Annotated in this window: 17 protein-coding genes; 10 read left to right on the top strand and 7 right to left on the bottom strand. The window is 71.6% G+C overall.

What is annotated here, in order from left to right:
- The coding region (locus DQW85_RS18710) for a DUF4175 domain-containing protein (RefSeq protein ID WP_162795104.1) at positions 1-1847 on the bottom strand (1847 nt) is incomplete at its 3' end.
- Positions 1848-2119: 272 nt separating this feature from the next.
- Between DQW85_RS18710 and DQW85_RS18705 the strand changes: the two genes are divergently transcribed.
- Positions 2120-5014, top strand: a complete 2895-nt coding sequence (locus tag DQW85_RS18705) for a N,N-dimethylformamidase beta subunit family domain-containing protein (RefSeq protein ID WP_240197266.1) — start codon at positions 2120-2122, stop codon at positions 5012-5014.
- Positions 5015-5200: 186 nt separating this feature from the next.
- Positions 5201-7501: a hypothetical protein gene (locus DQW85_RS18700; RefSeq protein ID WP_113701589.1), complete on the top strand. Its 2301-nt coding sequence runs from the start codon at positions 5201-5203 to the stop codon at positions 7499-7501.
- Between the two features lie 65 nt (positions 7502-7566).
- Here DQW85_RS18700 and DQW85_RS18695 read toward each other — a convergent pair whose 3' ends face one another.
- Together DQW85_RS18695 and DQW85_RS18690 are read right to left on the bottom strand one after the other, a co-directional pair.
- Positions 7567-8388 carry a class I SAM-dependent methyltransferase gene (locus DQW85_RS18695; protein WP_113701588.1) on the bottom strand — a complete coding sequence of 274 codons (822 nt, stop codon included), beginning with the start codon at positions 8386-8388 and terminating at the stop codon, positions 7567-7569.
- A 16-nt stretch (positions 8389-8404) separates the two neighbouring features.
- Entirely contained in the window at positions 8405-9277 is an 873-nt protein-coding gene (locus DQW85_RS18690) for a sulfotransferase family protein (protein ID WP_162795103.1), read from the bottom strand.
- A gap of 211 nt (positions 9278-9488) precedes the next feature.
- Here DQW85_RS18690 and DQW85_RS18685 point away from each other — a divergent pair, with 211 nt between their 5' ends.
- Genes DQW85_RS18685 through DQW85_RS18675 form a run of 3 tightly spaced genes read left to right on the top strand, consistent with a single transcriptional unit; the run spans position 9489 to position 13104 of the window.
- Complete coding sequence (locus tag DQW85_RS18685; RefSeq protein WP_113701586.1) at positions 9489-10580, top strand: glycosyltransferase; 1092 nt, start codon at positions 9489-9491, stop codon at positions 10578-10580.
- 33 nt (positions 10581-10613) lie between these two features.
- Entirely contained in the window at positions 10614-11738 is a 1125-nt protein-coding gene (locus DQW85_RS18680; RefSeq protein WP_113701585.1) for a glycosyltransferase, read from the top strand.
- Positions 11728-13104 carry a lipopolysaccharide biosynthesis protein gene (locus tag DQW85_RS18675; RefSeq protein WP_113701584.1) on the top strand — a complete coding sequence of 459 codons (1377 nt, stop codon included), beginning with the start codon at positions 11728-11730 and terminating at the stop codon, positions 13102-13104. The genes DQW85_RS18680 and DQW85_RS18675 overlap by 11 nt, the downstream gene beginning before the upstream one ends.
- On the opposite strand, the gene DQW85_RS18670 is transcribed toward DQW85_RS18675, so the two are convergent.
- Positions 13090-14322, bottom strand: coding sequence for a hypothetical protein (locus DQW85_RS18670; RefSeq protein ID WP_113701583.1), 1233 nt, complete (start codon positions 14320-14322; stop codon positions 13090-13092). The two genes, DQW85_RS18675 and DQW85_RS18670, sit on opposite strands and share 15 nt — an antisense overlap.
- A 345-nt stretch (positions 14323-14667) precedes the next feature.
- Between DQW85_RS18670 and DQW85_RS18665 the strand changes: the two genes are divergently transcribed.
- From DQW85_RS18665 to DQW85_RS18645, 5 genes are read left to right on the top strand one after another with little or no spacing between them, the layout of a single operon-like run.
- A complete protein-coding gene (locus DQW85_RS18665) occupies positions 14668-15822 on the top strand; it encodes a glycosyltransferase (RefSeq protein WP_240197265.1) in 1155 nt (384 codons plus the stop codon).
- Positions 15819-16772, top strand: a complete 954-nt coding sequence (locus tag DQW85_RS18660; RefSeq protein WP_113701581.1) for an NAD-dependent epimerase/dehydratase family protein — start codon at positions 15819-15821, stop codon at positions 16770-16772. The genes DQW85_RS18665 and DQW85_RS18660 overlap by 4 nt, the downstream gene beginning before the upstream one ends.
- Positions 16773-16829: 57 nt before the next feature.
- Entirely contained in the window at positions 16830-17819 is a 990-nt protein-coding gene (locus DQW85_RS18655; RefSeq protein WP_338043395.1) for an NAD-dependent epimerase/dehydratase family protein, read from the top strand.
- Positions 17816-18856, top strand: coding sequence for a glycosyltransferase family 4 protein (locus DQW85_RS18650; protein ID WP_113701580.1), 1041 nt, complete (start codon positions 17816-17818; stop codon positions 18854-18856). The genes DQW85_RS18655 and DQW85_RS18650 overlap by 4 nt, the downstream gene beginning before the upstream one ends.
- A gap of 4 nt (positions 18857-18860) precedes the next feature.
- Complete coding sequence (locus DQW85_RS18645; RefSeq protein ID WP_162795102.1) at positions 18861-20249, top strand: tyrosine-protein kinase domain-containing protein; 1389 nt, start codon at positions 18861-18863, stop codon at positions 20247-20249.
- Here the strand turns inward: DQW85_RS18645 and DQW85_RS18640 are convergent.
- The 3 genes from DQW85_RS18640 to DQW85_RS45925 all read right to left on the bottom strand — a co-directional run bounded on the left by DQW85_RS18640 (position 20227) and on the right by DQW85_RS45925 (position 23547).
- On the bottom strand, positions 20227-20838 hold the full coding sequence (locus tag DQW85_RS18640) for an arsenate reductase/protein-tyrosine-phosphatase family protein (RefSeq protein ID WP_162795101.1): 612 nt from the start codon (positions 20836-20838) through the stop codon (positions 20227-20229). The genes DQW85_RS18645 and DQW85_RS18640 overlap by 23 nt on opposite strands.
- A 125-nt stretch (positions 20839-20963) precedes the next feature.
- Positions 20964-22742 carry a DUF4012 domain-containing protein gene (locus DQW85_RS18635; RefSeq protein WP_162795100.1) on the bottom strand — a complete coding sequence of 593 codons (1779 nt, stop codon included), beginning with the start codon at positions 22740-22742 and terminating at the stop codon, positions 20964-20966.
- Positions 22732-23547, bottom strand: a complete 816-nt coding sequence (locus tag DQW85_RS45925) for an LPXTG cell wall anchor domain-containing protein (protein WP_205315221.1) — start codon at positions 23545-23547, stop codon at positions 22732-22734. Before DQW85_RS45925 ends, DQW85_RS18635 begins: the two co-directional genes overlap by 11 nt.
- Between the last annotated feature and the right edge of the window lie 221 nt (positions 23548-23768).

The following is a 23768-nucleotide window of genomic DNA, read 5'->3' as shown; positions in this document are numbered from 1 at the left end:
CGCCCCGGGCGTGCCGCGGTCGCGGCGAGCCCGTCGATGGCCGACAGCACCCTGGCATGCCCGTACGCGGGCAGGCCGACGGCGGCGAGGGCGACCACGACGAGAGCCACGGCCGCGCGGACCCCCCGCCACCGCGCCAGCAGCGCGCCCGCCAGGACGGCGACACCGATCAGCGCGAGGTAGGGCCGGTACAGGACGCCCTCGTCCTGGCCCGGGACGAGCGGGATCGTGACGCCGCACAGGACGGGGACGAGGTACGCGGCTGCCAGGCCCGCGCCGATCGAGCAGGCGGTGGCCCGGGGCGGGACGCCGGCCCAGCGGACGAGGAGGAGCAGCCCGCAGGCCGTGACGGCCGCGAGATACGGGTAGCCGCCCCACAGGAAGAACAGCTGGCTGCGGCCCGGGTGGCCGAACAGGACCGCGGCGCCGAGCCCGGCGGCGCCCACGCCGAGCATCAGGGTGATCGCCGGGCGGGTGAGCTTCCGCGACCGGATCAGCAGCCCGGAGACGCCCAGCCAGGCGATGGCCCAGCCGAGGGCGTACACCCAGGCGATGCCCGGCACGCCTCCGGGCGGCGGCGCGGCGGACGCGGTCAGCTCGCTCCAGGCGGTCCGCGCGAAGGAGAACGGGTCCACGACGAGCCCTTGCCGCGCCCTGCCGAACAGGACGAACTGGGCGAAGAGGATGCAGGCCACGGTCATTCCCAGCCCGATGAGCACGGGCCGCCACGGCCTGGGCCGCCCGGCCGGCCGGACCACGGCCACGAGCGCCAGCCCGGCCAGGAGCAGGGGCAGGTAGGTCGCCTTGGCGCCGGTCAGCGCGGCCAGGAGGACCGCGGCCAGCCCCCAGGCCCGCACGCCCCCTAGCCGGTTCTCCAGCAGGTCGGCGAGGACCAGCATGACCGGCGCGAACAGCAGCGCGCCGAGCGTCTGGGTCGGACTGATCCACGCGCTGTCGGGGATGCCGCCCCACGTGAACAGCCCGTTCGCGCCCAGGTAGAGGCTCGGCGCGCCGACGAGGACCGCGCCCACCACGGTGATGGCCGCTCCGGTCCAGGAGCCCGTCACCCGGCGTCCCGTCATGCCCGCCAGGACGACCAGCGCCGCCAGCATGGGCAGCACGGCCAGCCGGAACAGCAGGACGAGCGGCTCGACCCCCGTCAGCCAGTTCGCCGCGGCCAGGTGGGCGTAGACGAACCAGTGGTAGGCGAGCGGCTCGCCCGCCACCATCGGCACCATGGGCGGCACGTGGTGCTTCAGCTCGCCGGCGAGAGCCAGGTGGAAGGCCATGTCCGGGGCCGCGGCGCCGAGCGCGGGCCAGGTCAGGGCGTGGGTGCCGAAGAACTTGACGGCGCTCCACGCGACCAGGAAGGCGACGACCAGGGCGAGGAACCACGACCACCACCGGGGGGCGGGTGCCCGCCTGCCGCCCTTCCAGTGCCGGCGCAGGGACGGCGCCAGGAGGAAGGCCGCGTAGGTGGCCAGCGGCCAGAGCGCGACCAGCAGCGGGGCCCCCACCGCCCGGGCGGCCACGTACACCGGGATCTCCACGGCGTAGCCGAGCGCCAGGCCGAGCGCGATCTCCTCGGCGCGCGTGCGCGGGCGGTCGTACACGGCCCGGATGACCAGCACGCCGGGAAGGACGAGTCCCAGCGCGACGTAGCCGGCGAACAGGGCGATGTCCCTGCCGGACACGCCGTACCGGCCCAGGGCCGCCAGGGTCAGCGCGGCCACGAGGGCGGCCGGAAGCCATCCCGTCAGGTGGGGCGCCCATCGCGCCCGGCGCGGGGCGGCGGTGACGCCGCTCTCTCGCGGGATGGTCCGGACGGCCGGCGACATGTTCTCCATGGCCGCAAGCTTTGGCGAGCCGAACGGCCGAAACCGGATGGGACCTGTGCCTGCGGGGTTTTCTTGCCCTTTCCTTGTGAGAGCCGAGGAAAGCGGACGGCATTGGCGGTGAAAAGTGGTTCTCCGCGAAGGATGCCGGGAAATCGCCCGGTCATGCGCCATACCTGGTGAGAGACGCCTCTCGTTATATGTATTTGCTCATGCCCCGCCACGTGTCCGGCTGGGATGTTCGCTGCGGATTATGGTGCGGGGGAGAAGTCATGCCCGTCGGTGTGAAAAGGCCTGTTTCGGGGTTGCGGTCCTTTCTCGTCACCATGGTGGCGCTCACCGTGATGCTCGGCGTCACGGCCTGGCTGCCGGGTGGCGAGGCCGCCGGCGCCGCGCGCGCCCGCCAGAACTGCCCGCCCGCCTCGGTGATCTGCCTGGAGAACGAGCTGCCCGGCAGCCCGCCGAGCGAGTGGGACATACCGGGAGCCGGGAGCACCAACATCCAGGGCTACGCCACGGACATGAGCGTCAACAAGGGCGACACCATCGAGTTCAAGGTGACCACCGACTCCACGGACTACCGGCTCGACATCTACCGCATCGGCTACTACAGCGGCCTGGGGGCGCGGTTCATCACGTCGGTGGAGCCGTCCGCCATCCTCCCCCAGACGCAGCCGGCCTGCCTGCGCCAGACGGAGACCGGCCTGGTCGACTGCGGCAACTGGGACGTCTCGGCCTCCTGGGCGGTGCCGGCCACCGCCGTCTCCGGCGTCTACATCGCCAACCTGATCCGGGAGGACGCCACCGCCGGCCGGAGCCAGATGATCTTCGTGGTGCGCGACGACATCAGAGGCGCGGACGTCCTCATGCAGACCTCCGACGCGACGTGGCAGGCCTACAACAACTACGGCGGCAACAGCCTCTACTCCGGCAGCCCGGCGGGGCGGGCCTTCAAGGTGAGCTACAACCGCCCGTTCGTCGACCGCGGCAGCACGCTGAGCGGAGCCATCGAGTCGTACTTCTACAACTCCGAATACCCCATGATCAGGTGGCTGGAGGCCAACGCCTACGACGTCAGCTACACCACCAACGTCGACACCGCCCGATCCCCGGCCGAGCTGCTCGAACACCGCGCGTTCCTGTCGGTCGGGCACGACGAGTACTGGTCCCTGTCCATGCGCGAGAACCTCGCCAACGCGCGCGACAACGGCGTCAGCCTGGCCTTCTTCTCCGGCAACGAGGTCTTCTGGAAGACCAGGTGGGAGAACAGCATCTCGGCCGGCGACACCCCGTTCCGCACCGTCACCTGCTACAAGGAGACGCTGGCCAACCGCAAGATCGACCCGAGCCCCGAGTGGACGGGCACCTGGCGTGACCCGCGCTTCGCCACGCCGCCCAACGGCGGCTTCCCGGAGAACCAGCTCACCGGCACCCTCTTCGTGACGAACGGCGTCGTCAACGACTCGATGACCGTCCCGTTCGACTACAGCAGGCTGAGGCTGTGGCGGAACACGTCCGTGGCGACTCTCCTGCCGGGGCAGACGGCCGTCTTCCCGGCGGGCACGCTGGGGTACGAGTGGGACGCGGCGCCGGACACGGCGTTCACCCCGGGCGGCTCGGTGCTGAACTCCCGGACGACCATAGGCAGGCTGAACAAGGTCCTGCTCGACTTCGGCAACACCTACGGCGCGGGCGTGCCGACGCACAACCTGGTCCTCTACAAGCACTCCAGTGGCGCGCTGGTGTTCGGCGCGGGCACCACGCAGTGGTCGTGGGGCCTCGACGCCGTGCACGACCGGCCCGGCACACCGGCCGACATCCGCATGCGGCAGGCGACCGTCAACCTCTTCGCCGACATGCGGCTCCAGCCCGCCAGCCTGCAACCGGGGCTGGTGCCGGCGTTCCCGTCGACGGACACCACGCCGCCGACGACCGCTTTCAACATCCCGACCGCCGGCACCGTCGTGCCGGGCGGCACGACCGTCTCCATCCGGGGGACGGCGGCCGACACCGGGGGCGGCCGGGTGGCGGGCGTCGAGGTCTCGCTGGACGGCGGCGTCCGCTGGTTCCAGGCGTCGGGCCTGACGAGCTGGCAGTTCAGCTGGACGACCAGCGCGGCCGGACCCGTGACGATCAGGGTGCGGGCGGTCGACGACTCCGGCAACCTCCAGACGACCCCCGCCACGCGCGACGTCACGGTCGGCACGCCGTGCCCCTGCACGACCTGGCCCCTGACCGCCACCCCCGCCGTGGCCACCAACCAGGATCCCGCGGGCGTGGAGGTCGGCGTGAAGTTCCAGGCCACCAGCCCGGGACTGATCAGCGGGGTCAGGTTCTACAAGGGCGCGGCCAACACGGGAACGCACATCGGCAGCCTCTGGACGTCCGCTGGCCAGCTCCTGGCCAGGGCGGAGTTCACCGACGAGACGGGCAGCGGCTGGCAGCAGGTGAGCTTCTCGACCCCGGTGCCGGTGAGCTCCAACACCACCTACGTCGCGTCCTACCACACCACCACCGGCTACGCGGTGACGCGGAACTACTTCACCGCGGACTTCTCGTCCGGCCTGCTCACCGGCGTGGGCAACAGCACCCCGGGCGGCAACGGCGTCTACACCTACGGCGCGACGCCGACCTTCCCGACCAGCACCTACAAGTCGACGAACTACTGGGTCGACGTGGTCTACGCGCCGTCGGGCGCCCTGTGGGACGACACCGCGCAGCCGGCGATCGAGTCGTCGGGCGACACCAAGGCCACCACGGTCGGGGTGAAGTTCAACGCCACCACCGGCGGCCTGGTGACGGGCATCCGCTTCTACAAGTCGCCGCTGAACATCGGAACCCACACCGGCAGCCTGTGGACGAGCGGCGGGCAGCTGCTCGCCAGCGCCCCCTTCATCAACGAGTCCCCGAGCGGCTGGCAGCAGGTGAACTTCTCGACACCCGTGCCCATCGACGCCAACACCACGTACGTGGCCGCCTACCACTCCACGAACGGCAACTACTCGATAACCAGGCCCTTTTTCACCACGGAGTACGGCCGGGGCTCGCTCGTCGCCCCGGAGACCGCGAGCGTCGGAGGGAACGGCGTCTACCGGTACGGTTCGACCAGCTCGTTCCCGAACAGCACCTACCAGGCCACGAACTACTGGGTCACCCCGCTGTTCAGCCCCAGCACCTGACGTCGCGCGGGCCCCGCCGGGGCCCGCGCCTCCGCGGGATCTGAAAAGCCCGCAAAGCGCCGGTAAGAACATCCCACGATCCGGTCGTTCGCACCCGTGGGGCGGAGTGGTGTCGCCAGGCTTGCGCGTATGGCCGAAGCTCCACCCTTTCAGCGCTCGACGTATCTGCCTCCTCCGCCCGGCTCCGTGCCGGACGCCGAAGGCCCGCCGCCCCGTGAGGGGCTCGCGGGCCGGCTGCTGAGGTGGCTCCCGGCCGTGGCCGTGCTCGGCTGCGCGGCGATCGTGCTGAGCCGCTACGGCGTGTCGGTCCGGGACATGGCGAAGTTCGGCGCCTACATCGCGTTCGGCATCACGCTGCCCGGCCTGCTCTGGGTCCGGGTGATGTACCGCAACCCGCTCACGCTCACGGAGGCCGTCGCGCTGGGCGCGACGCTGGGCTACGCGATGGAGGTGCTGACCTACATCCCGGCCCGCGCGCTGGGGGCTCCGCTGCTGGTGCTCGCCTGGCCGCTCGGCACCTACGCGCTCTTCATCGCCGTGCCGCGGCTACGTGCGCGCTGGAAGGGCGGCCCCGCCGCGCGCCGGGCGCCGTTGTGGTGGTCGTGGTGCCTGGCGCTCACGGTGATCTACCTGATCGTCTGGACCGCGGTCAACTTCTTCCGGACGCAGGCCCTGACCTGGCCGGCGATCGGCGCGTCCTTCGTCGACATGCCGTTCCACCTCGCCCTGGTCGGTGAGCTGAAGCACCACATGCCGCCCATGGTGCCGACGGTCGCCGGCGAGCCCCTCGTCTACCACTGGTTCGTGTACGCGCACATGGCCGCCACCAGCTGGGTCACCGAGGTGGAGCCGCTGGTGCTGCTCTTCCGCCTCGCCGTGCTGCCCATGCTGGCCGCCCTCGTCGTGCTGCTGGCGCTGATCGGCCGCCGCGTCACCGGCTCCCGCGCCGGGGCGCTGGGCGCCATCGCCGCCACGGTCCTCGTCACGGCGCCCACTCTCTACCTGGGCACGACGCCGGGGGTCTTCACCTGGAAGACCGTGCAGTCGTGGTCGAGCCCCACCCAGACCTTCGGCGCCCTGCTGTTCGCCCCGATCGTGCTCCTGCTCATCGACCTGTTCGAGAACCGGCAGCGGTCGAGGTACTCGTGGGTGCTCCTCGGGATCATGATGGTGGCCGTGATGGGGGCCAAGGCCACCTACCTCCCGCTGCTCACGGCGGGGCTCGCGGTCGTCGTGGTGGTCGAGGCGGTCAAGTGGTTCTGGATACCCAAGCAGGCGCTCGTCGCGCTCGGCATGTCGGGCGCGTGCCTACTGTTCGCCCAGTACGTCTTCTTCGGCGGCGTGCGGCAGGGCATCACGGCCGAACCGCTGTCGATCATGAAGGTCAGCCTGGCGAACCTGACCGGCGGGAGCGCCGAGCAGGTGTCGGCGACCGCCGCGCTCGGGGTCACGCTGCTCTGCGTCCTGTGCGCGGCGATCACCTGGTGCGGGGTGCTGGGGCTGCTGCACCGGCCCCGGCTGCTGGCCCGGCCCGCGATCGTGCTCGTGCTCGGGATGAGCGTCGCGGGCCTCGGCGTGGCGCTGCTGCTCGGCCACCCGCACCTGTCGCAGGGATACTTCCTGCAGGCGCCCTACCCCTACGTGGCGATGGTGGCCGTCTACGGGCTGGCCGTCGTCGTCCGGAGGGCCCGGCTGAGGCTGTGGGAGGTCGCGGTCGCCGCCGTCACCGGGATGGCCGCCGTCTACGCCATCCGGATGGCCTTCGCGGTCCGGGTCCCGCTGGAGCCGGGGCATGACCAGCTTGAGCTCTACCTGCCGTACCTGGCCCTGCTCGGGGTGGCGCTGGGGGCCGTGGTGGCCCTGCGGGCCGCACGGCAGGGCCGGCTGCGCACGGTGGCCCTGGTGATGTGCGTGGTGACGGCCGCGGGCACGCCCGCCGCCTGGGCCACCCGCGTCCTGCCGGGCACGTACCGCAGCCCCATGTCGGGCCCGCCGAACCCGAACGGCACGCCGACCGAGGAGATGATCCCCAAGGGCGCCTTCGCGGCGGGACGGTGGCTGCGCGCCAACTCGGACCCCGGCGACCTGGTCGCCACGAACACGCACTGCCGCTGGGGCTACGAGAACCCGTGTGACAGCCGCGTGTTCTGGACGGCCGCGCTGACCGAGCGGCGCGTGCTGGTCGAGGGCTGGGCCTACACGGCGACCAACATGGACAGCTGGAGCTCGGGCGAGGTGGTGGAGAACCGGCCGTTCTGGGACCGCGACCGCATCCAGGCCAACGACGCGGTGTTCCAGGCGCCCTCGATGGAGAGCGTCAGGCTGCTGCGGGAGGGCTACGGGGTGCGGTGGCTCCTGGTCGACCACCGGCGGCTGGCGCCTCGGGCGAACCTGTGGGCCCACGCGAAGCAGCGTTTCCGGTCCGGCGACTACGGAGTCTACGAGCTGGCCGGGGACGGCGGTCCGGTGACACGCCCCGGCGGGTGAGGGAGCGACGCCGACGGGCCCGCCCTCTCCCGAGGAGAGGGCGGGCCCGTGCGGTGTGAGCCGCGTCAGCGGCCTGAGGCGGGCGCGATGGCCCGTGGCGCCCCGCCCCCTTCCAGCACGCCGAGGCCGGGGCCCGCCATGCCGACGAACTTGTCGCCGTACGCGAAGACCCGGAACCGCGACTGCGTGCCGGCGTACTCCTGGAACGCCAGGTTGTCCTGGATGTCGTCCATGACGAGGATGTGGCGGTCGGTCAGGTGTGGAGCCGTCCGGCCCAGGAAGAACTCCCGCCCGCTGCGCGTCTTGTCGGAGTCGTAGTGGACGAGGTCCAGCGCCACGCCGGGACGGAGCATCTCGTCGAGGTTGCGGCGGTCACCCCTGATGCGCAACGTCCAGGCGTCCTTGAGGTGGTCGGGAACGACATGACCGATGTGGCGCTCCGCGTCCGGGATGCGGAAGCACGGGAAGTCGCTCGAGTAGAGATGCCCGTGCCCGTTCGCGCGCATCGCGGCCAGCACGGCGGCGCTCGACCACCCCGCCGCGACGCCCGTCTCCAGCACCGTCTCCGGGCGCAGCGCCCGGGTGAGGAAGTGCAGAAGCTCGATGCTCGCCGGCCCGCCCAGAACCACCCCGGCGGTGGCCAGCCGCTCGACGCGGGCCTGCGCCGAGCGGGTCAGCGTCCGGGAGAAGGACTCCGCCTCGCTCCACAGCGTCTCGTCGATCTTCCTGCCCCACGCGGGCAGGTCCTCGGCCCGGGCGGACGCCCATGCCGTGGCGGCGGCCCGTTCGCGGTCGTGCCCGTACCTGATGCGCAGGTACGCCTTGTGCGCGACGACCGGCAGATACGACGGACGCGCGGTATTGCGGAGAACCGAGAAGACTCTCATGACCCCCCCGAGGGTTTCAGGTGTGATAGCCGTACCTGTGCAGGTGCGCGGCCAGGGACGCGTCGAGCAGAGCGAGCTGGCGGGGGGTGAGATCGGTCCGGTACGCCTCGGCGCGGGCGGTCGAGAACCGCATGCGGTCGAGGGCCAGCTCGAAGTCGCGCGTCCACGGCAGGTCGTAGAAGCCGAGGATCAGCTCCATGTGCTTGCGCGGGTCGCGGAGCAGGTCCTCGTAGCGGATCTCCAGCCACTGGCCGGACGGCACCGCGGCGCGGGCGGCCTCGTAGGCGTCCATCATGGCCTTCCACCCGAGGCCGGCGAGCAGCACCAGGCACTGGTCGCCGCGCTCCCACTCCTCCGCGTAGCCGGCGGGCAGCGGACCGAAGCGCCAGCCCGGCGTCCCGCGATGGCCACGCCACCACGGCATCTGCGCGAGGGAGTTGGCCACCGCGCGCCCGTCGCGCACCATGTGCACGAAACGGGCCTCCGGGAACACCTCGTGCAGGAACGCGGCGCGCGGCCAGCCGGTGAACTTGTGGACGAGACGCGTCCCCGGCGCCGCCCGGCCGTCGAAGAAGGTCCGCAGCCGCTGGGCGAGCCACGGAGTGACGTCCTCGGCGTGCAGGTCACGATATGGATCGGTCATCACGGCGGAGACCTCGCGGGCCAGCGCGGGATAGGCCTCGGACGGCCCGAGCCGCAGGCGGCTCCTGGCGGCCAGGGCGGACGGCAGCCGGCGATAGATCGTCCCGCCGTGCCGTCGCAGCGGCCGCGGCGCACGCGGCCAGCGGTTGTCCAGCCGGGACACGAAGCTCACCTGTGGATGGTGGGCGAGCACCTCGTAGGCCAGCGTGGAACCGCAGCGCCCGGTGCCGATGAGGAAGTCGGGCACGCGGCCTCCTTCCATGGGAATGATCGGTTAGTCCGAAGGTAGGGCCAATCAGGCCGTTGTTGTTGGACGTCCGGCTTGAACCGTGTCGCCCAGAGAACGGAGGACTTGCGCCGAGCAGACCCGGTAATGGCTGGGGCAGGAGTGCGTAATCTCTGCGGGCCCCGGAGCGCCGCCGCCCGCTCCGGGCCTGTCCGGGGGTGATGATGCGCCCGTGAGGACCAGCGTGCATGTCTGCGAAGTCATCAAGACACTGGACGTCGGCGGGGCGGAGGTGCTGCTCGTCGAGCGGCTGCTCGCGTCGCCCGCCGCCGGCAAGCGGTACACGGTGGTGTGCCTGCGCGCCTCCACCGGCGAGCTCGTCGACCGGCTGAGGTCGTCGGGCGTGCAGGTCGTGGATCTGACCACGTGCCCGCGCGCACTGCGCCTTCCCCGCCTGGTGGCGGTGGTCCGCGCGCTGCGCCCCGACGTGCTCAACCTGCACTCGCCGCTGCCCGCTTCGCTGCTCCGGGTGACCTCGCGCTTCTCACGGCCGCGCCCGGTGCTCGTCTCGACGGTGCACAACGTCCGCTACCGGTTGCCGACGATGCTGCTCGACCGCGCCACGGGATGGCTCGACGCCCGGACCGTGGCCGTCTCACCGCAGGTCACACGTGCCGTGGTGAGCCGCGGGGCGCGCCACCTCTCGACCCGGATCCACGGGGTCGACGTGGCCGGGCAGCGCCGCGCGGCCATGGACGCCGGGCGGACGAGACGCGAATGGGACGTCCCCGACGGCGCCTTCCTGATCGTGCACGTGGCGAACCTCCGTCCGCAGAAGGACCACGAGGTGCTGATCGAGGCCTCGGCCCGGGTCGTCGCGCGCGATCCGCGAGCGGTGTTCCTGCTGGCCGGAACGGGGCCGCTGCGCGAGCGGGTCGCCCGGCGGGTCGCCGGCCTCCGGCTGGACGCCGTCCGGTTCCTCGGCGCCGTGCCGAACGCCGCCCGCCTGATCGCCGCCGCCGACCTGCTGGTGCTCAGCTCCTCGTACGAGGGACTGCCCGTGGTCGTCATGGAGGCGCTGGCCGCGGGCGTGCCCGTCGTGTCCACCGGCGTCGGCGGCGTGCCGGACCTGGTGCAGGACGGACGCAACGGCTACCTGACCCCGCCGGGCGACCCCGGAGCGCTGGCCGAGGCCATCCTGCGCGCGATGCGTCCGGAGGACCACGCCCGGCTCCGCGACGGCGCGCTGAACAGCGCGGACCTGGTGGACATCAGCCGGACAGGCGAGTGGTTCGACAGGCTCTACGACGACGTGCGCGCCTGAAGGCGCGCCACGGCTTTCGACTAGGGAGTTGCCATGACGGCTGGAAGCCGGGCGCGTCCGCTGCGGGTCGCACTGTTGATCGGCCACCTGGGAATGGGGGGCACCCAGAAACAGCTGGCCCTGCTCGCCCAGGAACTCCATCGGGCCGGCACCGAGGTGCACGTGCTGGTCCTGTCCAGGGGCGGTCCCTGCGAGGCCGAGATCCGCGAGGCGGGGATCGAGGTGCACCTGCTCGGCTTCGACCGCGGCGCGAAGGTGGGCACCTTCCTCGCTTTCACGCGGATGGCCGTGCTGCTGCGCCGGCTCGCCCCCGACGTGCTCCACGCGTTCCTGCACGAGGGCTACCTCGTGGGCGTGCCCACCGCGCGGCTGCTCCGGGTCCCCGTCGTGGTGGCGGGACGGCGCAACGAGACCCGGCTCAGCGCGTCGCGGCCCTGGAGCCTCGCCCTGGACAGGGCCACGGCGCGGATCGCCCACCACGTGGTGGTCAACGCGGAGGCCCTCGCCCGGGACGCGCACGCCGCGCTCGGCCTGCCCGAGAAGAAGCTGTCGGTGATCTACAACGGTCTGCCGGCGGTTGCCTTCGACCCCGCGCCGCCCGAGCACGTCGCCACCGAGCTCCCCGTGGTGGCCTGCGTGGCCCGGCTGAGCGCGGAGAAGGGCCACCGCCACCTCCTCGACGCCGTGGCGCTGCTCCAGCGCCGCGGCCGGCCGTGCACGCTGGTGCTCGCCGGTGACGGGCCGGAACGCGCCCGGCTCGAGGAGCAGGCCGCCGCGCTCGGCGTGGACGCGCGCTTCCTCGGCGCCAGGCTGGACGGTTCGGGATTGCTGGCCCGCGCCGATGTGGTGGTGCTGCCCTCGCTCACCGAGGGGCTGAGCAACGCCGTCATCGAGGCCATGGCGGCGGGCCGGCCCGTCGTCGCCACCTCGGTCGGCGGCAACTCCGAGCTGCTCGACGGGCGCGGGATCATCGTCCCGGCCGCCGATCCCGAGGGCCTGGCCGGTGGTCTCACCCGGCTGCTCGACGACCCGGGGCTGGCCCGCGAGCTGGCCGCGGCGGCCCGTGCCTGGGCCGCGAAGAACCTCGACCTGCGCGTCATGGCCGAGGAACACGTCAAGCTCTACGAACGGCTCCTGCGGGCCGGCCGTGAAGGATAGCCCCGACGAGCTCGCGGCGCGGACCACGACACGCACGGCGGACCGGCCGGCCGACGCTCCCGGGGCCGCCCTGTCCGTCCGGGCCGTGGCCGGGACCGTCGCCAGCCGCACGCTGCGCCTGCTGCTCGCCACGCTCACCGGCATGCTCATCGCCCGTACCCTCCAGCCGGAGGGCAGGGGTGTCTACGCGGTCATCGCCACGACGGCCGGCATGACCATGGTCCTGGGGCACCTGTCCATCGAGAAGTCGCAGATCGCGCTCTGGACGGACCGGGCCCGGCACGCCGGCCTCACCTCGAACAGCCTGGTCCTCGGCCTGGTCCTCGGCGCGCTGGCCGCCCTGGCCGGCCTCGCGGTCACCCTGTGCGGGGTGATCCCCACGCAGTCGTCGCTGATGGCCGTGGCACTGATCGCCGTTCCGTTCGGGGTCGCGGCCATCAACCTCAACGGCATCGCGCTGCTGCGCTCGCGCGTGGACATCGTCAACCGCGGCACACTCGCCGCCGCGCTGATCCAGTGCGTGCCGCTGCTGCTGATCATGGCGGTCAGCGAGCTGACGGTGACCAGCGTCGTGGTGTGCTGGACGATCTCCATCATCGTGCCGCTCGTCCTCCACCTGCGGGCCTCACGCCCGCTGCCTCTCCGCTGCGACGGCCCGCTCGCGCGCCGGCAACTCGGCATCGGCGGCCGCTACCACGCGGGACGGGTGGCCTTCCACTTCCTGCTGACGCTCGACGTCCTGCTGCTCAACGCCCTCTCCTCGACGGCGGCGGTGGGCATCTACACGGTCGCCGTGACCGTGCTGGCGCTGACGCGCATCCCGTCCGACGCGATCGCGCAGGTCGTCCTGCCCCGCCAGGCCGGCGAGGACGCTCGCGACGCCGACCGGATAACCGCCCGGACGCTCCGGCTCAACCTCGTCATGTCCGCGGCCGTCATCGGCGCGCTCGCCGCGGCCAGCCCCTGGCTGATCCCCCTCGTGTACGGCGAGTCGTTCGAGGGCAGCGTCCTCCCGCTGTGGGCGCTGGCTCCCGGCGCGGTCGCCCTGACCCTGATCCGGCTGGTCGAGCAGCACCTGGTACGGCTGGCGCGCCCGATCGGCATGACCGCGATCGCCGTCGCCGCGCTGGCCGCCAACGTCCTGCTCAACCTGCTGCTGGTCCCGCACTGGGGGGCGGTCGGCGCCGCGCTGGCGTCGAGCGCGACGTACATCCCCATGGCCGCCCTGGAGATCGCCTGGTTCGCGCGCTCCGCGCGGATTCCCCTGCGCGACATGCTCCCGCGCCTGGCCGACCTCCGCTCGGTGTCACGGCGGCTGGTCAGGCGCGGGCAAGGATCACACGGGCAAGGGTCACACGGGGACTGACGTCTTGCCGGGGGAATCGGCCGGCGGCCGTCCTTCCGGGAGCCGGTTCCACGAGACCGCCGACAGCAGGCTGATGATCAGCACGATCGGGATTCGCTGGCGGAAGATCAGGCCGATGTTCGCCACGGTCGTGGCGTAGGCGATCGTGCCCGGCACGATGAACAGCAGCAGCAGGAGCAGCATCCGCCGGTCGGAGTGCCAGAGCCGGCGAACGCCGCGGCCCGCGCAGTAGAGGAGGTAGTAGAGCAGGAGCGCCTCCAGCTTGCCGAACTGCAGCGCCATGCTGCCGCCCATCCACGGGAAGGGGGACAGCAGCGTGTAGAGCAGTTTGGGGGCGAGGTTGCTCCACGCGTTGCCGCCGTCGTCGAACTCGATGCCCGAGTCGTCGGAGGCGTTGGAGCGCCGGACGTTCTCGGCCTGCCCATGTTCGAGTTCTTCCGTCACCATCAACGCGGGACTGCTGGCGGTGATGTCCTCGACGAAGACCGCCGCGCACACCAGCGCGGCGACGGAGATGGCCACCAGCCGCAGGGACAGCACGTGTCTCGGGTTCACGATGCCGAGCAGCAGCGGTATCGCGCACATGAAGACCATGTACGGCCGTACGTGCCACAACGCCCACAGCAACGGGGCGAGCAGCAGAACCTTGCGGATGTCGAAGCGCTGCACGTTCGACGCCGCGAGCCCGAGGCAGGCCACCACGAGGAACGCGTTGAAGCCGTCCTTGAACATGTCGGAGGTGTGCACGAGGAACGCCGGAATGAACGCCACCAGGACCAGCAGCCGGAACGCCGGGCGCTCCTCGGCGCCGATCAGCCGGGCGAACTTGTACATCACGATGCACAGCGCGCAGGCGAGCAGGGCGACCAGCGACGTGCAGGCGAGCGGAGCGAAACCGCCGCACGCGTAGATCACCAGCGCGAAGACATGGCACGGGACGGAGGCGGAATAGAGCGAGTTCACCTCCTCGGTGGAGACGAGTTGGAAGCCCTCGCTCTTCCAGAAGTCGACGATCTCCATGGCGGTGAGCTCGTAGCCGAGATTGTCGCCGCCATATCCCAGGGAACCGCTCCGCAAGAAGAGGACATGGATCACCAGCCGGGTGAGAAAAGCCATGGCGAGCACCGGGAACACCCGCCAGGCCGTCTCGGTGTCGAAACAGGCCCGGACGAGCAGCATGAGCGACACCGCGGCGGCGGCGACAATGATGTACTCCATGGAAAATCACCTTAGTCGCCGCCCAACCGCATGCCTCGGAGTAAAGGCGCGGAAGCGCCCATCCGGGAGCACCAATGGCCTGGAGATTACTTTTCTGCTCGGCATCCCCCGCGTTAAAGCCTCCTATTTCCGGACATGTCGTGTCGAGGGAGGCGGGGCTGCTGCGGAACAGCGGTGAATGGTACGGGCGTTTCGCAGGCTCATGCGAAGGTAGGGAATAGGAAAAACATTTCGTCGGCACCGTGACGGCGTCGGCGAAATATCAGGTGACGGGTTAGCTTCTCCGACGTGAGCAGGCGATCACGGAGGAGCCCGCGAGTGCAACCTGACAACCGAATCCGGGTCATGGAGATCATCGCGCGCCTGAACGTCGGAGGGCCCGCCACCCAGGTGATGGGCCTGTACGAGCGGCTGGACCGCGACCGGTTCGACCACCGCCTCTACACCGGCCACGTCGACGCGGGCGAGGAGGACCACCTCCGGCTGCGGCAGGTCGAGACCGGCGTCCACCGCGTGCCCGGCCTCGGCAGGTCGGTCAGGCCGGGCGACGACGCCCGCGCCCTGTTCTGGCTGGTCCGGGCCATGCGGGAGTTCCGCCCGCACATCGTGCACACGCGCACGGCCAAGGCCGGCGCGCTGGGCCGGGTGGCCGCCCGGCTGGCCGGCACCGGCGCGGCACGCGTCCACGTCTTCCACGGCCACCTGCTGCACGGCTACTTCACCCCGCTCCGCCGCCGCATCTACGTGCGGTCCGAGCGGCTGCTCGCCGGCATGTCGGACCGGCTGGTCACGGTCGGCGCCCAGGTGCGCGACGACCTGCTCGCGGCCGGAATCGGCCGGCCGGAGCAGTACGTCGTGATCCCTCCGGGCGTCGGCCTCGGGCCGCTTCCCGACCGCGGGGCGGCACGCGACCTGCTCGGCATCCCGCGGGAGTCGCCTGTGGTGGCGTACGTCGGCAGGCTGACCCAGGTCAAGCGGCCGGACCGGTTCCTCGACATGGCCCGGCGCGTGCTCGGCCAGGTGCCCGGATGCCGGTTCGCGGTCTGCGGAGGCGGCGAGCTGGCGGCCGACCTCCAGCGGGGGACCGAGCCACTGCGCGACTCCTTCCACCTGCTCGGCTGGCGCAAGGACGTGGAGACCGTCTACGCCGCCGCCGACGTGGTCGTGCTGACCTCCGACAACGAGGGCACGCCGCTCACCCTCATCGAGGCGGGCATGGCCGGGGTGCCGGTCGTGGCCACGCGCGTCGGGAGCGTCGCCGAGGTCGTCCGCGACGGGCGCACGGGCCTGCTGGCCCGCACCGACGCCGGCGAACTGGCCGAGCTGACGGTCCGGCTCCTGTCGGACCGGGCCCTCGCGCTGCGGATGGGCGAGTACGCCCGGGGCTGGACGACGCGCGAGTACGGCGTGGACCGCCTCGTCTCCGACACCCAGGACCTCTACCGGTCGCTGGGCACCTCACGTGGGCCGCACCTGATTCCGGAGGCTATCGACCAATGAGAGTTCTCGTTACTGGCGGTGCGGGCTTCATCGGCGCGAACCTGTGCCACACGCTCGCCACCCGCCCCGAGGTCGAGCAGATCACCGTGCTGGACGACCTCAGCAGCGGCGACCTGGCCAACCTGGACGGCGTCGGCGTGCGCTTCGTGATGGGCAGCATCCTCGACCGCGATCTCGTGGCCGAGCTCGCGGCCGACGCCACCACCGTCGTGCACCTGGCCGCGCGGCCCTCGGTCCCCCGGTCGCTGGCCGACCCGCTGGCCTCGCACGCCGTCAACGCCACGGGCACCCTGAACGTGCTGGAGGCATGCCGCGCCACCCGCCCGCACCTGATCCTCGCCTCGTCGTCCTCCGTGTACGGGGACTGCGCGGAGCCGTACAAGCACGAGGACCTCCCGGCCCGGCCACTCAGCCCGTACGGCGCGAGCAAGCTGGCGACCGAGGCCTACGCCCTGGCCTACGCGCACAGCTTCGGCCTGCCCGTCCTGCCGTTCCGCTTCTTCAACGTGTACGGCCCGATGCAGGCGGCGGACCACGCGTACGCGGCCGTGATTCCGGCGTTCGTGTCGGCGGCGCTCCGCGGGCGGCCGGTGCCCGTCCACGGGGACGGCCACCAGGCGCGGGACTTCACCTTCGTGGGATCGGTGACGACGGTCCTCGCCGAGGCGGCCGCGCGCCGCGTGGTGAGCGACAGGCCCGTCAACCTCGCGTTCGGCACCCGAGTCTCGCTGCTGGAGCTGATGGACATCATGGGCGGGGTCCTGGGCCAGGCGATCCAGGCGTCGCACCTGCCCGCCCGGGTCGGCGACATCCGCACGTCCCAGGCCTCGCCCCGGCTGCTGCGCGAACTGTTCCCGTCCGTGTCCCCGGTGCCGCTCGACGAGGGACTCCGCCTGACGGTGGCCTGGTACGAGAAGGCGGCCGGCTCCGGCCCGGGCACGCCCGCCTGACCCGTCGCTTCCCCCCGGCATTCCAAAGCTCTTGACGTTCGTGATTAGGGGAAGCCTGTGAGCAACTCAGCCAAGATGACCTACCTGATAACGGGTGGCAGCGGATTCGTCGGATCACACCTGGCCGACGCGCTGCTCGCCCGCGGGGACGCCGTCATGATCCTGGACAATCTGTCGACCGGGCGGCTGGAGAACCTCCGGCCGCACCCCGACCTCCGTTTCGTGCAGGGGTCGGTACTGGACGAGCTGATGGTGGACGAGCTCGTCCACCAGTGCGACGTCGTGATCCATCTCGCCGCGGCGGTCGGGGTGAAGCTGATCGTCGAGCAGCCGCTGCGCTGCCTGACGACCAACATCCGAGGCTCCGAGATCGTCATCGAGGCCGCGCACCGGTACCGCAAGAAGATCCTGGTGACCAGCACGAGCGAGATCTACGGCAAGAACTCCTCGGGGCCGCTGCGGGAGGAGGCCGACCGCATCCTCGGCAGCCCCGCCGTGGTCAGGTGGGCCTACAGCACCGCCAAGGCCGTCGACGAGATCCTGGCCAACGCCTACCACCGCGAGCGCGGGCTGCCGACGATCGTCGTGCGGCTGTTCAACACCGTGGGCCCGCGCCAGAGCGCCGCCTACGGCATGGTCATCCCGCGCCTCGTCCAGCAGGCGCTCACCGGGCAGCCGCTCACGGTCTTCGGCGACGGCACCCAGACGCGCTGCTTCGCGCACGTCGCGGACGTCGTCGACGCCCTGGTCCGGCTGCTCGGCACCGAGGCCGCGGTCGGTCAGACCTTCAACATCGGCTCCGCCGAGGAGGTCAGCATCCTCGAACTGGCCAAGCTGGTCATCGAGCACACCGGGTCAGCCTCCGGGGTCGAGATGATCCCGTACCACGAGGCGTACCAGCATGGGTTCGAGGACATGACGCGCAGAGTGCCGGACACCACGAAGCTGCGCGAGCTCACCGGCTGGACTCCACGCCGCTCTCTGGACGAGATCCTCACCGAGGTCGTCAGAAAGGTCCGCGAAGACCTCGCGGCGTCCCTCCGGTGAACGCGGCCATCACGCTCGCCGCGGGGGTCATCGGCGGCACGGTCAGCGGCTGCGCGGTCGTCCCGCTGAAGCGGCTGGCCGTGCGCTGGGATCTGACCGACCGGCCCGGTGAGAAGAAGGGCCACGCGCGCCCGACGCCCTACCTCGGCGGCCTGGCCATCGTGCTCGGCACGGTGGTCCCGGTGATGGTGCTGCCAGGTGTCTTCGACATCCGGGTCGTCGCCATCGTCCTGGCCGCGACGGCGATCGCCCTGCTGGGCCTGATCGACGACATCAGGCCGCTGCCCGCCCTCACCCGGCTGGCCGCCGAGATGGTGGCGGCCACCTGCGTGGTGCTGTCCGGCGTGCAGATCCCGGTGACCGGGGGCTGGCCCGACGGCCCGTTCACCGTGGTGTGGGTCGTCGTGATGACGAACTCCTTCAACCTGCTCGACAACATGGACGGCGCCCTGGGCACCGTCGCGACGGTCACCGGCGGTTTCCTCGCCGCGACCGCGTTCGTGAGCGGCCAGGCCACGCTCGCGCTGCTGCTGGCCGCGCTCGCCTGCGCCTGCCTCGGCTACCTGCCGCACAACTGGGCACCGGCGAGGATCTTCATGGGGGACTCGGGGTCGCTGTTCATCGGCTTCACGCTGACGTCCTCCGCCGTCCTGCTGGTGACCGGGAAGGGCCTGGACACCGCGCTCGCCGGGCTGCTCCTGCCGACCTTCGTCGCGGGCGTCGACACCGGCGTCGTGCTGGTGTCGCGAATCCGGGCCGGTCGCTCGCCGATGACGGGCGGCACCGACCACGTCTCGCACCGGCTGCGCCGGATCGGGCTGCGCACGCGCGCGGTCGCCGTTGTGCTCGGCGGCCTCGCGGCCGTAGCGGGCGGCCTGTGCCTGGCGACGGCCCTGCAGTGGACGTCGCCGCTCGTCGCGGCGGCGCTCGCGGGCGTGGCCACGCTCCTGCTCGTCGCCCGCCTCCAAGGCGTGCACATCTACGTGCCGGTCGAACACCTCAAGGCTCCTCCGAGAATCCGTGAAAGGCGGCGTTGATCCAGTGGATCTGCTCTATTACGTACGGTTGGCGCGCAGGAACTGGCTGCTCATCCTCCTGTCGCTGGTCATCGGAGTGACCGGAGCGGTCACGGTGACCGTGAACACGCCGCCCAAGTACGTGGCGGCGACCTCCATGCTGGTCTCGGGCCACGACCGCGAGGGCAGCCTGTCCACGGCCTACCAGGCGGGCATGCTGTCGGCGCAGCGCGTGCAGTCGTACGCCACCCTGCTGTCGAGCCGCCGGGTGGTCAGCCAGATCGCCGCGCCTGAGGACATCCGGCGGGTGCAGTCGAGCATCACGGCGGAGGTCGTCCCCGGCACGGTCCTGCTGCGCGCCGCCGTCACCGACACCGACCCCGTCCGCGCCGCGCAGCTGGCCAACACCCTGGGGGCGCGGTTCACCGAACTGATCGACCAGATCGAGCGGCCGACCCCCCGGAGCCACTCGACCATCAAGATCACCGTGGTGGACGAGGCGGAGGTGCCCACGGTGCCCGTCAGCCCCCGGCCGCTGTTCAACCTCATGTTCGGGGTGCTGATCGCGCTGCTCGTCGCGCTGGCCACGCTCGTGCTGCGCGACCGCCTCGACACCACCGTCAAGAGCACGCACGCGCTGCAGGAGATGTCGAAGAGCTCGACCCTCGGGATCATCGGCTACGAGCGGGACGCGCGGCGCCACCCGCTGATCGTGCGCCGCAAGGGTCGGTCCTCCCGGGCGGAGGCGTTCCGGTCCCTGCGTACCAACCTGCAGTTCATCGGCGTGGACCGGCAGCCCAAGTCGCTGGTGATCACCAGTTGCCTGCCCAACGAGGGCAAGTCGTCGACCTCGGCCAACCTCGCGATCACCCTTGTGCAGGCGGGATGGCGGGTCATCCTCGTCGACGGCGACCTGCGCCGGCCGCGCATCCCCGACTACCTCGGCATCGAGGGCGGCGTCGGGCTGACGGACGTGCTCATCGGCCGCGCCCGGCTGGACGAGGTGGTCCAGGCGTGGGGCGAGCCCCGGATGAGCGTGCTGCCGAGCGGCCAGATCCCGCCGAACCCGAGCGAGCTTCTCGCCTCGCAGGGCATGCGCCAGCTCCTCGGCCAGCTCACCGACGAGTACGACATGGTGATCATCGACGCGCCGCCGCTGCTGCCGGTCACCGACGCGGCCACGCTCGCCGCGGTCTGCGACGGCACGATGCTCGTCGCCAGGTACGGCAAGACCCGCCAGGAGCACATCGAGCGCGGCACCGAGCTGCTGTCGTCGATCAACGCCCGGATCGTGGGGACGGTGCTGAACTTCGTGCCGTCCAGGGCCAGCCGGTACGACGGCTACGGCTACGGCTACGGGTACGACTCGGACTCGCAGGACAAGGCGCCGGTCAAGGAGCCTGCGGCTGTGTGAGGACGCGGAGCGGGGCGGCGAGCGCCTCGGCGATCCTGCGTCCCGCGACCCGGTAGGCCCACCAGGACCCGCCGATGGGGTCTGCGATGTCGGGCTGGTCCACCCGGACCAGCCCGCGCAGCCCCCGCGCGTGCTCGACCAGCGCGTGGGCCCTGCGCACGGCGTCGGCCTCGGCGGCCGGCGGCCCATCGGGCAGCTCGCCGCTCAGCGCCCCGAACTCGACGATCGTGAAGGTCCGGGCCGCCGCGGGCACGTGCATCGCCACCGCTTCCGTCCGGTGCGCGACCGTGGCCGTCAGCACGAGGTCGGCTGCGGCCACCAGCTCGCCGGTGAGCGGGCGTGACTCGAACCCGGCGGGGTCGCCGCCCAGGCGGCACAGCACGCGCCGGGCTCGTTCGGTCATCTCCATGCCGGGCTGCGCGTGCGTGCCGGCGCTGGACACCTGGAACTCCGGGCCGAGCGCCGCACGGGCCAGCCGCTCGGCCGTGGGGGAGCGGCAGAGGTTCCCCGTGCACACGAACAGGATGCGGAACCCGGTCTCGGCCCCCGGTCGCACGCCACCCATACCGTCCATATCCCTACCGTCCATGAGCGCGACGGTAGGGGGCGCCATCCGGAGAGCCGCTCGCGGCACGCCGCTCTTTACCCATCCCAGCCGATCAGACGCCGCAGGCGCCGCACGGTTCGGCGGGGCTCAGCGGGGCTCGGCGGGGCTCAGCGGGGTGGGCTCTCCGGGACGCAGCCCGTGCGGTCCAGGACCACCCGGGTCTGCTGCCGGCGGGCGAGCGGTTGCACGGGCACGACCGCGTTCGCGGCCGAGGCGGGCTCCAGCAGGTGGAACTCCAGCGTCCGCGACTGCCGGGGAGCGAACTCCAGCACGGTGGTCAGGACCGGATGGGACTCCTCCACCGCCTCGATGACCCGCGTGCTCCTGCCGTCGATCCACACGCCGCCGTTCCTGGCCCCCACCGCTGTGTACAGCGACACCCACAGCAGGTTGGAGCCGGGGGAGCGGTCGTGGTCCCGCTGATCGAGCCGGCTCGTGACGTACTCCGGCAGCTTCCTGCGCGGCACGTCGTTCGTCAGCCGGACGCGCACCCGCGAGACGCGGTAGCCGTCGGCTCGGCAGGGGCCGAGCCGGTACTCCATCTGGCGGTCCAGGTAGTAGTCGAGCTTGTTGCCGGCCGAGTTGTTGATCACCAGGGCGGCGTACGGGCCGGGCTCCCGCGGCAGCACGCCGCCCAGCGGGGTGGCGGCGAGACGCTGCTGCTCGGCCTCCCGCCGGCTCCAGACCTGCAGCCGACGGCTCCTCACCATCTCCGACAGGACGGGCAGCACCTTCTCGGGCTCCGGGCGGGCGTGGGTCAACGCCTCGCTCACCGTGCCGGCGATCCGGATGAGGAACCTCTTGCGCGCCTCCGGGTCCTGGTAGCGGGCGTACGCCTGCCGTTCGGTCAGGTCCACGACGTTCTCGGAGGTCACCTTCTCCCCGCTGGGGAGGGTGACCGGGCCGATCAGCCGCAGCAGGTGTGACAGCCCCACGGGGTCGGTGGCGATGGCGCCGTCGAGGCGCCGGCCGGTCTGCTGCTCCCACAGCGCGGTCCAGGTGGCCGCCGCGTACGGGAAGTGCGGGGACAGGTTGGAGACGGAGAGCATCGAGAGGGAGTGGCGCCCGTAACGGGCGCGGTAGGCGGGACCGTGATCCACGACAGGCGCCCGGCTCGTGCGGAGGCCGTTGTTGGCGGAGAGGTGCTCGACGCCCAGCCCGCCGCGGCCCGCCTTGAGGATGCCGAACGCCCCGACCAGCCCTCCGGTGGCTCGGGCTTCGGCGTTGGTCTGGAACGCCAGGAAGTAGCGGCGCGGGCCTTCGTGGCCCAGCATCGGAGGGAGCAGGGCGGCGGCGTCGGAGGCGGCGCCGAGCCAGCCGTGCAGCCGGTCGAGCTCGTGCAGGGCCGTGCCCCGCGCCTCGTCCAGCTCGTCCAGACCGGTCTCCGCGGGGGTGACCGCCAGGCGCGCTCTCGTCCGGTCGATCCTGGCGGTGGCGGCGTCCAGGGCCGGCGCGGCGGAGTCCAGGCCGTCCAGCAGCCTTCCCATGTCGTCCATGGAGAAGCCACCGGCCTGGAGCAGGCCCGCACCGGCCCTGTGGACACCGGCCAGCACGTCGGTCAGCTCGGCGGCCGACTCGGCCAGCCCGCGGACGGTCGTCGCGCCGTCCCCCGTCACCGGGGCGCCGGCGAGCAACGACCAGTCCAGCCCGCTGGTGAGCCGGCGCGCCTCGGCCGCATGCCGTTGCGCGACCGCGAGCGCCCCGCCCAGCCGAGCGGGATCGCTCACAGGCAGGTTCCGCAACGCCTCCTTGGTCGCCTGGAGGTGCTCACGCACGCTCAGGCCGAGGCGCGCCGACCAGCCCCCGGCCAGCGCGAGGCATGCGGCGGGGCCCAGCAGTCCGAAGACGACGACTCGCCGTCGGTTCTTGCCTGTCTTACTTGGCATCGGTGGAGCGGCGGCGCCTCACAGCGACGAGCATGCCGGCGACGCCGGCGAGCAGCAGGCCGGTGCCGGCCGCCGCGAGCGACTTGACGGAGGCACCCGTCTTGGGCAGCTCAGCCTTCGGCTCGACGAACTTCTCGCAGAACCCCTCGAAGCAGTCCCCGTGGTCGAAGTCGTCGAAGTCCTTGTCGAAGTCCTTGTCCCCGATGTCGATCGTGAAGTGCTTGTCCTGCGTCGAGGAGCTGTCCTCGCCCTTGTCGCCGTCCTTGTCCCCGTCGTGACCGTCGTCACCGTCGTCACCGTCGTCACCGTCGTCACCGTCATGGGTGCCGTCCTCGCCGTCCTCGTCGTCATCGCCGAGGTTGAAGATTCCGTGCGGGCCCGACTGCTCCAGCGTTTCCATCTCGCCGGCGTTCGGGAAGGAGTCGATTTCGCTGAAGTCACCCAACGGCGCGAGGTCCGCGTCGGAAGAGGTTAGCGCGTTGTTGAAGTCCCTCTCCTGCTGCTCCTGCACGTTGACTGCGACGGCGTCGGCATCCGCGTCGTTGTCGTTCTCGTTGACGTTGTCGTTGTTGATGCAGACATTGACATTGACGTCGTCCCTGCCGAAGTCGCGCGGGCATTCGGGCCGGGGCGGGTAGGGCCGGAGCGCCGCGGCCATGGGCGCGGTCTGGGCGTTCGCCTCGGTCGCCAGCCCTGTGCTCGCGAACGCCAGTCCACTCCCCACGGCCATCGCGGCCAAGATGGATTTCCTGATTTTTATTACCATTTCGGACTCCCCGTGACGGTAGTGCGGGCCATAGAACATTTCGCCCGGCATAGCAGCGACATGTTCACTACGGAACCCGTTATATGTGCCGCCTCCAGGGGGGCTCCGTGCGCCGCACGAGTCTTACCGAATGAGGACAATTGATTCTCCATATGTTGACGGTCGATCACTCCGGCCGCGCGAGCGCGCGCGCGTGACGCCCGCCACGGCCTCGCGCGGCGGGGGTGTGTGGGGCTCCGGGGGCCGCGCGGATCCGGCCG

Source organism: Nonomuraea lactucae, from assembly GCF_003313395.1.
Classification (GTDB): Bacteria; Actinomycetota; Actinomycetes; order Streptosporangiales; family Streptosporangiaceae; genus Nonomuraea; species Nonomuraea lactucae.
This window is presented reverse-complemented; position numbering and strand designations above follow the sequence as displayed.

Coding starts and splice junctions, on each gene's coding strand:
- DQW85_RS18635 (WP_162795100.1), bottom strand. CDS start 22,742: ATGCCAAGTAAGACAGGCAAGAACCGACGGCGAGTCGTCGTCTTCGGA.
- DQW85_RS18670 (WP_113701583.1), bottom strand. CDS start 14,322: ATGGAGTACATCATTGTCGCCGCCGCCGCGGTGTCGCTCATGCTGCTC.
- DQW85_RS18680 (WP_113701585.1), top strand. CDS start 10,614: ATGACGGCTGGAAGCCGGGCGCGTCCGCTGCGGGTCGCACTGTTGATC.
- DQW85_RS18695 (WP_113701588.1), bottom strand. CDS start 8,388: ATGAGAGTCTTCTCGGTTCTCCGCAATACCGCGCGTCCGTCGTATCTG.
- DQW85_RS45925 (WP_205315221.1), bottom strand. CDS start 23,547: ATGTTCTATGGCCCGCACTACCGTCACGGGGAGTCCGAAATGGTAATA.
- DQW85_RS18660 (WP_113701581.1), top strand. CDS start 15,819: ATGAGAGTTCTCGTTACTGGCGGTGCGGGCTTCATCGGCGCGAACCTG.
- DQW85_RS18640 (WP_162795101.1), bottom strand. CDS start 20,838: ATGGACGGTAGGGATATGGACGGTATGGGTGGCGTGCGACCGGGGGCC.
- DQW85_RS18665 (WP_240197265.1), top strand. CDS start 14,668: ATGGAGATCATCGCGCGCCTGAACGTCGGAGGGCCCGCCACCCAGGTG.